The organism is Polaromonas sp. P1_E1_2 (genome assembly GCF_056406035.1).
Genome location: NZ_JBFUAZ010000237.1, coordinates 1 through 5,860, shown reverse-complemented (window position 1 = coordinate 5,860; position 5,860 = coordinate 1). Strand labels below are relative to the sequence as shown.

The window sequence follows — 5,860 nt, the reverse complement described above, 5'->3', positions numbered from 1 at the left end:
GTTTCAGGTGGAGTGGTCGTGAAGCCGCAGCCCTGGCCGCGCACTCCGGCGGGGCAAGTCGGGCTGCGCTGCGGGAATCTTAGGAAGCTTGTGTGACAGTTTCTTGAAAAGGGCTGCCACAGACGGCCCCAGGCAGGGGCGGCCCCCGCTGATTAACCTCGCGCCCGGTACTTGAATATCCCCGGGCGAACCGCAAGCTGCTTTGCTGCGGGCCAAAATCGGTCTGCCAGAACAGCAACCCTCAAGGCCCCTATGACCACCCAACTCAAAATCGATTTTGTGTCCGACGTTTCCTGCCCCTGGTGCGTGATCGGCCTCAAGTCCCTGGACCAGGCGCTGGAGCGCGTGGGCGACGACATCCAGGCCGAGCTGCACTTTCAGCCCTTTGAGCTCAATCCGAAGATGGCGCCCGAAGGCCAGGAAATCACCGAGCACATCACCGAGAAATACGGCATCACGCCCGCACAGGCCCAGGCCAACCGCGAGAACATCCGCGCGCGCGGCGCGCAGGTCGGCTTCAAGTTCAGCATGGCCGATGAGCCCGGCGGCGGTCGCAGTCGCATCTACAACACCTTTGACGCCCACCGCCTGCTGCATTGGGCCGAGCTGGAAGGGGTGGGCAAGCAAAAGGCGCTGAAGGAACTGCTGTTCAAGCGCTACTTCACCGACGGCCAGAGCCCGGCTTCACACGAGGTGCTGGCGAAAGCGGCTGCCGAAGCGGGCCTGGATGAAGCCCGCGCGCGGGAGGTGCTGGCGTCAGGCGAATATGCGGCAGAGGTGCGCGAGCGTGAGCAGTTCTACCTGACGCAGGGCATTCATTCCGTGCCGGCCGTCATCATCAACGACCGCCATCTGATCTCCGGTGGACAGCCTGCTGAGGTGTTCGAACAGGCCTTGCGGCAGATCGCCGCGGCCGGCTAACGGCTCGCGCCCAGCACTTCAAAAGTGCCCGACTGCTGGACCCAGTCCTTGCCGTTGGATGCAAACCCTGTGGCTGTGCCGGTCTTGAGACTGAGCGCTACCGTGATCGTGTAGCCGCTTTCCGCTGAGAGATAAGACACCACATGCACGTCGTCCGACACTTTCACGGCGGCGCTGGCGCTTTCGTGGTGGTCTTTTGAACCCGGACCGGTGCTGCGCCAGGTCACCCCTCCGTCGCCCGAAAAAATATGCTCAAAGCTAAGGCCCTTCGTCGGGCCGTCCTTGAAGCTCCAGCGCAGGGTCTTGCCATGCAGGGATTCGTTGAGGGCGGTTGTCATGGGAGCTCCAAAAGTAAAAAGTAACGTCAGCGCGACTGAATGAAGGCGGGCTCGCTTGCCGACAATTTCAACTTAGCTGCCGCACAGGAAGATATTTGTGGGACGTGGGTTAATCGGGTGTAGGACAAGCGGACGCATTGGCATTTGCCATGGATTCGCGGTGGATTCAAGGCCGGGTTTCACGCAAAATGAAACGCCAAGCGCAGGAGTTGTCATTCATGCCTTACGAGCTTCACTACTGGCCCACCATCCAGGGGCGCGGCGAATTTGTCCGGCTGGCGCTGGAGGCCGCAGGCGCTGATTACCTCGACGTGGCGCGTGGCTGCGAGGGCGACGGCCAGGGCATTCCCGCCATGATGCACTTCATGGAGAGCGCGGACGTGCCGCACCCGCCCTTCGCGCCGCCGTTTTTGGTGGACGGAAAAACCATCGTCGGGCAGTCGGCAGCCATCCTGCTTTACCTGGGTCCGCGCCTGGGCCTGGTGGGCAAGAGCGAGGCTCAACGCCTGTGGACGCACCAGGTGCAGCTCACGATTGCCGACGTCGTGGCCGAGGCGCACGACACCCATCATCCGGTAGGAACCGGCCTGTATTACGAAGACCAGAAAAAGGAAGCGCTGCGCCGCGCAAAAGAATTCAGGACGGCGCGCGTGAAGAAATTTCTGGGCTGGTTTGAAACCGTGCTGGAGCGCAACCCGCGCGGCAGCGCGCATCTGGTGGGGGGCCGGCTGAGCTATGCCGACCTTTCCCTGTTCCAGCTGGTGGAAGGGCTGCTGTATGCGTTTCCCAAGGCGGCCCGCCGCGCACTGAAAACCGTACCGCGCGTTGTAGCCTTGCACGACAGCGTGGCCCAGAACCGGCGCGTGGCAGCCTATCTCGCGAGCGAGCGGCGCATTCCCTTCAACGAAGACGGCATCTTTCGCCGTTACCCGGAGCTCGATGCCTGAGTGGTGGACCGGGTCTTCAGTTGCAGTGCTGTTGCCATCGCCTGCGCACGCCCAAGTCCAGGTCTTCTTCCTTGTTGTTGCTCCTGTTTTGATAGCTGCTTGCGCTTGTCCTGAAAGGCCCACAGGGCGAAATTCCGCAAATTTCTGACGCGACAACCTGGCCGGGACGTGCGCGGCGTTCTCCTACAAAGGAGGCTGTGCTTGCCTGACCGCGCCGTACATCTCTGGGTTGCACCATCAATCTACCTGCCTGGCAATGATCATCACATCACGATGGTGCGAGCAAACATCCGGGCGGTTTTTTTACAACGCAGCAAGAGACAAAGGAGTACACCATGGCAAAGGAACAGCACGATCAGAATCTTGATCCCATCAGCAAGGAGCCGGGTGCCCATCCGGTCGGAACAGGTATTGGCGCTGCGGCAGGCGGTATCGCCGCCGGCGCGGCTGCCGGAACGGTGGCCGGACCGGTGGGTGCGGTAGTGGGCGGCATCGCAGGCGCCGTGGCTGGCGGGCTGGGCGGCAAGGAAGCTGCCGAAGCACTGGACCCGACTGCAGAAGAAGCCTACTGGCGCGGCAACTACAACCGTGAAAGCTATTACGAAGACGGGCGGCCCTTTGACGACTATGCGCCGGCCTATCGTCTGGGGCTCTATGGCCGGCAGGAATATACGGGTTCATTTGACGAAACCGAAAGCCGCTTGCGGACCCACTGGGATACAAAAAGAGAGCGTTCGACGTTGACCTGGCCACAGGCCAGGGAGGCGAGCCGCGCGGCATGGACCCGGGTTGAGAGCCTGTACCCGGGTGCTTTTGACAATGCCGCCGCAACAGGCGATGCAACAGTGGACGGCGATGACGACATCATCGAAAACCTGAACGACCTGCTCGAATCCTGCCGTGACGGGGAGTATGGTTTCCGCGAATGCGCCGAGCACACCAAGGCGCAGGACATCAAGACACTGCTGCTTCGCCATGCCGATGAATGCCGGGCTGCGGGCCTGGAGCTGCAAACCCTGATTCGCCAGCTCGGCGGGAAACCCGACGAAGGCGGCTCGGTCAGCGGTGCATTGCATCGCGGATGGGTTTCCGTGCGGGCCACGCTGAGCGCGTTGAGCGACCAGGCGATGCTCAACGAGTGCGAGCGCGGCGAAGACGCTGCAGTGGCACGCTACCGCAAAGCCCTGAAGCGTAATTTCCCCGCCGGTATCAGAGCCGTGGTGGAACGCCAGGCCCAGGGCGCACAGCGCAATCATGACCAGGTGAAAGCCCTGCGCGATGCGCTGAAGACTGCTTCATAACCGCAAGGACTGTCGCTCACACAGGAATCAATTGTTTTTTGTCGGCACTCGAGGCTCGGCAAACCAAGGGGCGGCATTTGTCGCCCCTTTTTTTATTCCTTCATGTCGGGAGTGCCCTCGTTAGTTCTTCAAGCTGCTCGCACAATCCACCTGGGCGTCGAGCTGTACGCCGTTGCGTGAATAGTCAGCATCGGTGACCTTGCAGCCGGAGCGCAGTTCAATCGCCTGCAGCAATGCCGCGCGGCCCGAAGGGGTCGATGTGGCGCTGCCGTTTTTGGGCCCCGGGGCAATTGCCGTCCATGTGCTGGCTGTCAACTGGCTGATAAGGTAGGTTTGCCCTTCTACGGTGACGCGGTGTGACGGCGGGTCCGCCGCACCCATGCCGGCACATCCGGCTATCCAGGCTGACGCGAATACCCATACCGGCCATAACGTTCGAACCCCCGCGCGACCGTTCATGCCGTGTGGCCGGGCAGGCTTGCCGGGGTTTGGGCTGCAAGAGCCGCCTGAATCGCGGCAGTTGGTGGTGAAGACAGGGCGGTGTCCGCTTTCGGTTCCGGGGCCTTGGGCGGTGCTTTGGGAACCTTGTTGTCGGGGCATCCGGACAAGAAGAGCAGGATCGCCAATGTGAGGGGTAGATGGGTTTTCATGATGTCTCCAGGCGCGTTCTGTGGCGCTACCTGAATGATAGGACGCGGCCGCACGCAGAGCCAGTCCTTCGGCCCCAAGTCGCGGCGAAGGCCTACATCCGGCGCGGGTGCGAACCCGCCACGCCCATGCGTTGCAAGGCCTCGCTCAGGCTGCGTGCCGGCTTTTGGGTGCCAGCGGCCGGGGCCCCGCATTGCTGCTGGAGCGGCTGGAGGGAAGGCGGGCGCTGGGCCGCAGAGGCGGGCGGGTGCGGGGCAGATGGCGTGGGGGAGCGATTTTCCGCCAATGCCTTGCCTCTCAATTCCGCGGCCATGCGCCGGCCTTCAGTCTGGAGGTAAAGCGTCAGATCCATTTCATCGAGTTGCTTCATGGTGGGGGTTCTGGTGGCTGCAGTGTTGCAAAAAAACGGAGGCATATGCCTCCGTTTGATGAATAGAAGATCCGCTCACAACCGATCACTTGTTGCTGCGGCCTTGTTGCCTGCTACCAGCGTTGCCGGAATCCATGGTGTCGTCACGTTCGGCCTGGTTACGCGATTGCTGGGCGCTACCGTGCTGGTGTTGCTGACCGGGCTGCTGCTGGTTACCGCCCTGGTTGAGCTGGGCGTCGCTGGCCTTGTTGGCGTTTTGCCTGTCCTGCTGGCCGGGCTGGTTCTGGTTGCGCTGGCCTTGTTGTTGCTGGTTGTCCTGCGACTGGTTTCTTTTCGGATCGTTCTGGTTGGATGCCATGAGTTTCTCCTTGATGAAGTTAAGAATGGGACCTGAGAAGAGGCGAAGCAAACGAAAACTTGCGCCGTTATGTCAATTTAGATGCCGCGCCGTCTTTTCCATGTCGGGCCATCCGCCCTCGACCTGTAGGAACCGGACGACACTGCGCGGAGGGGACGTTTGGCGGGGTATTAGGCATTACTTCGCAGCCGCCGGTGCCTTGAAGCCGAGTTGCTTCATGGCGCTGGCAAGCCCGTTGCGTGATGCCTCGTAAGCCTCCCAGGGCTGGTTGCCGATTGCCAGGCGCCCGCCCAGGGTTTGCGCCGTCCAGTGTGCGCCGCCGGTCAGTGAGGCCAGTTCATCCCAATTGACAGGGACGGACACGCCGAGGCCCGGCCGGGCACGCATTGACCACGCTGCGACGGTGGTGGCGCCAAATCCATTGCGCAGGTAATCCGGAAAAATCTTGCCGATGCGGTTTTTAGGGCCGCTCTTGGCGGCAAAGCGCTGGGGAATCACGGCGGCAAGGTGCATCACGATGGCATGCGAAAAATCCTTCACGGTGTCGAAGTCGTATTGCCGCTTGAGCGGCACCACCACGTGCAGGCCTTTGCCCCCGCTGGTTTTCAGGAAGTTCGCGAGCTTCAGTTCGTCGAGAAAGGCGCGCACCAGTTGCGCAGCCTCCTGAACCTGCGGCCAGGCAACGCCTTCACCCGGGTCCAGGTCGAACGTCATGCGGTCGGGCTTGTGGATGGCGCGCGTGGTGGCGTTCCAGGTATGGAACTCGATCACGTTGATCTGCGCGGCCGCCAGCAGGGCGGCTGTGGAGGGAATCTCCAGCAGCGGACCATGGCCGGGGTCCAGCGCGGGGTCCARCAATTTGATGCCGGGAATTGACGTAGCCTCGGCATGCTTCTGGAAGAACAGCTCACCACCGATGCCCGAGGGCGCGCGCACCAGCGCGGTGGGACGGGCCTTGAGGTGCGGCAGCATCAGCG

The 5,860-nt window shown here is 62.1% G+C and carries 8 protein-coding genes; 3 read left to right on the top strand and 5 right to left on the bottom strand.

Going from position 1 to position 5,860, the window contains the following annotated elements:
- Nucleotides 1-252 precede the first annotated feature (252 nt).
- Nucleotides 253-921: a DsbA family oxidoreductase gene (locus AC1D1P_RS12410; protein WP_477669382.1), complete on the top strand. Its 669-nt coding sequence runs from the start codon at nucleotides 253-255 to the stop codon at nucleotides 919-921.
- Here AC1D1P_RS12410 and AC1D1P_RS12405 read toward each other — a convergent pair.
- Nucleotides 918-1,259 carry a MoaF N-terminal domain-containing protein gene (locus tag AC1D1P_RS12405; RefSeq protein WP_477669383.1) on the bottom strand — a complete coding sequence of 114 codons (342 nt, stop codon included), beginning with the start codon at nucleotides 1,257-1,259 and terminating at the stop codon, nucleotides 918-920. The genes AC1D1P_RS12410 and AC1D1P_RS12405 overlap by 4 nt on opposite strands.
- Before the next feature lie 218 nt (nucleotides 1,260-1,477).
- On the opposite strand from AC1D1P_RS12405, the gene AC1D1P_RS12400 reads away from it, so the two are divergent.
- Nucleotides 1,478-2,206 (top strand): glutathione S-transferase, encoded by a 729-nt coding sequence (locus AC1D1P_RS12400; protein WP_477673190.1) that lies wholly within the window; start codon nucleotides 1,478-1,480, stop codon nucleotides 2,204-2,206.
- Nucleotides 2,207-2,541: 335 nt separating this feature from the next.
- Nucleotides 2,542-3,507: a ferritin-like domain-containing protein gene (locus tag AC1D1P_RS12395; RefSeq protein ID WP_477673189.1), complete on the top strand. Its 966-nt coding sequence runs from the start codon at nucleotides 2,542-2,544 to the stop codon at nucleotides 3,505-3,507.
- 120 nt (nucleotides 3,508-3,627) lie between these two features.
- Here the strand turns inward: AC1D1P_RS12395 and AC1D1P_RS12390 are convergent, their stop codons facing one another.
- From AC1D1P_RS12390 to ligD, 4 genes are all read right to left on the bottom strand, one after another.
- Nucleotides 3,628-3,966 carry a hypothetical protein gene (locus AC1D1P_RS12390; RefSeq protein WP_477673188.1) on the bottom strand — a complete coding sequence of 113 codons (339 nt, stop codon included), beginning with the start codon at nucleotides 3,964-3,966 and terminating at the stop codon, nucleotides 3,628-3,630.
- Nucleotides 3,967-4,249: 283 nt separating this feature from the next.
- Nucleotides 4,250-4,525 (bottom strand): hypothetical protein, encoded by a 276-nt coding sequence (locus tag AC1D1P_RS12385; RefSeq protein WP_477673187.1) that lies wholly within the window; start codon nucleotides 4,523-4,525, stop codon nucleotides 4,250-4,252.
- Nucleotides 4,526-4,610: 85 nt separating this feature from the next.
- On the bottom strand, nucleotides 4,611-4,883 hold the full coding sequence (locus AC1D1P_RS12380) for a hypothetical protein (RefSeq protein ID WP_477673186.1): 273 nt from the start codon (nucleotides 4,881-4,883) through the stop codon (nucleotides 4,611-4,613).
- Nucleotides 4,884-5,060: 177 nt separating this feature from the next.
- On the bottom strand, nucleotides 5,061-5,860 hold an 800-nt coding region (ligD, locus tag AC1D1P_RS12375; RefSeq protein WP_477673185.1), incomplete at its 5' end, for a non-homologous end-joining DNA ligase.

What these genes read in the sequence shown, in the direction of transcription:
- AC1D1P_RS12405 (WP_477669383.1), bottom strand. Translation starts at nt 1,259, where the DNA reads ATGACAACCGCCCTCAACGAATCCCTGCATGGCAAGACCCTGCGCTGG.
- AC1D1P_RS12390 (WP_477673188.1), bottom strand. Translation starts at nt 3,966, where the DNA reads ATGAACGGTCGCGCGGGGGTTCGAACGTTATGGCCGGTATGGGTATTC.
- AC1D1P_RS12410 (WP_477669382.1), top strand. Translation starts at nt 253, where the DNA reads ATGACCACCCAACTCAAAATCGATTTTGTGTCCGACGTTTCCTGCCCC.
- AC1D1P_RS12395 (WP_477673189.1), top strand. Translation starts at nt 2,542, where the DNA reads ATGGCAAAGGAACAGCACGATCAGAATCTTGATCCCATCAGCAAGGAG.
- AC1D1P_RS12400 (WP_477673190.1), top strand. Translation starts at nt 1,478, where the DNA reads ATGCCTTACGAGCTTCACTACTGGCCCACCATCCAGGGGCGCGGCGAA.
- AC1D1P_RS12385 (WP_477673187.1), bottom strand. Translation starts at nt 4,525, where the DNA reads ATGAAGCAACTCGATGAAATGGATCTGACGCTTTACCTCCAGACTGAA.
- AC1D1P_RS12380 (WP_477673186.1), bottom strand. Translation starts at nt 4,883, where the DNA reads ATGGCATCCAACCAGAACGATCCGAAAAGAAACCAGTCGCAGGACAAC.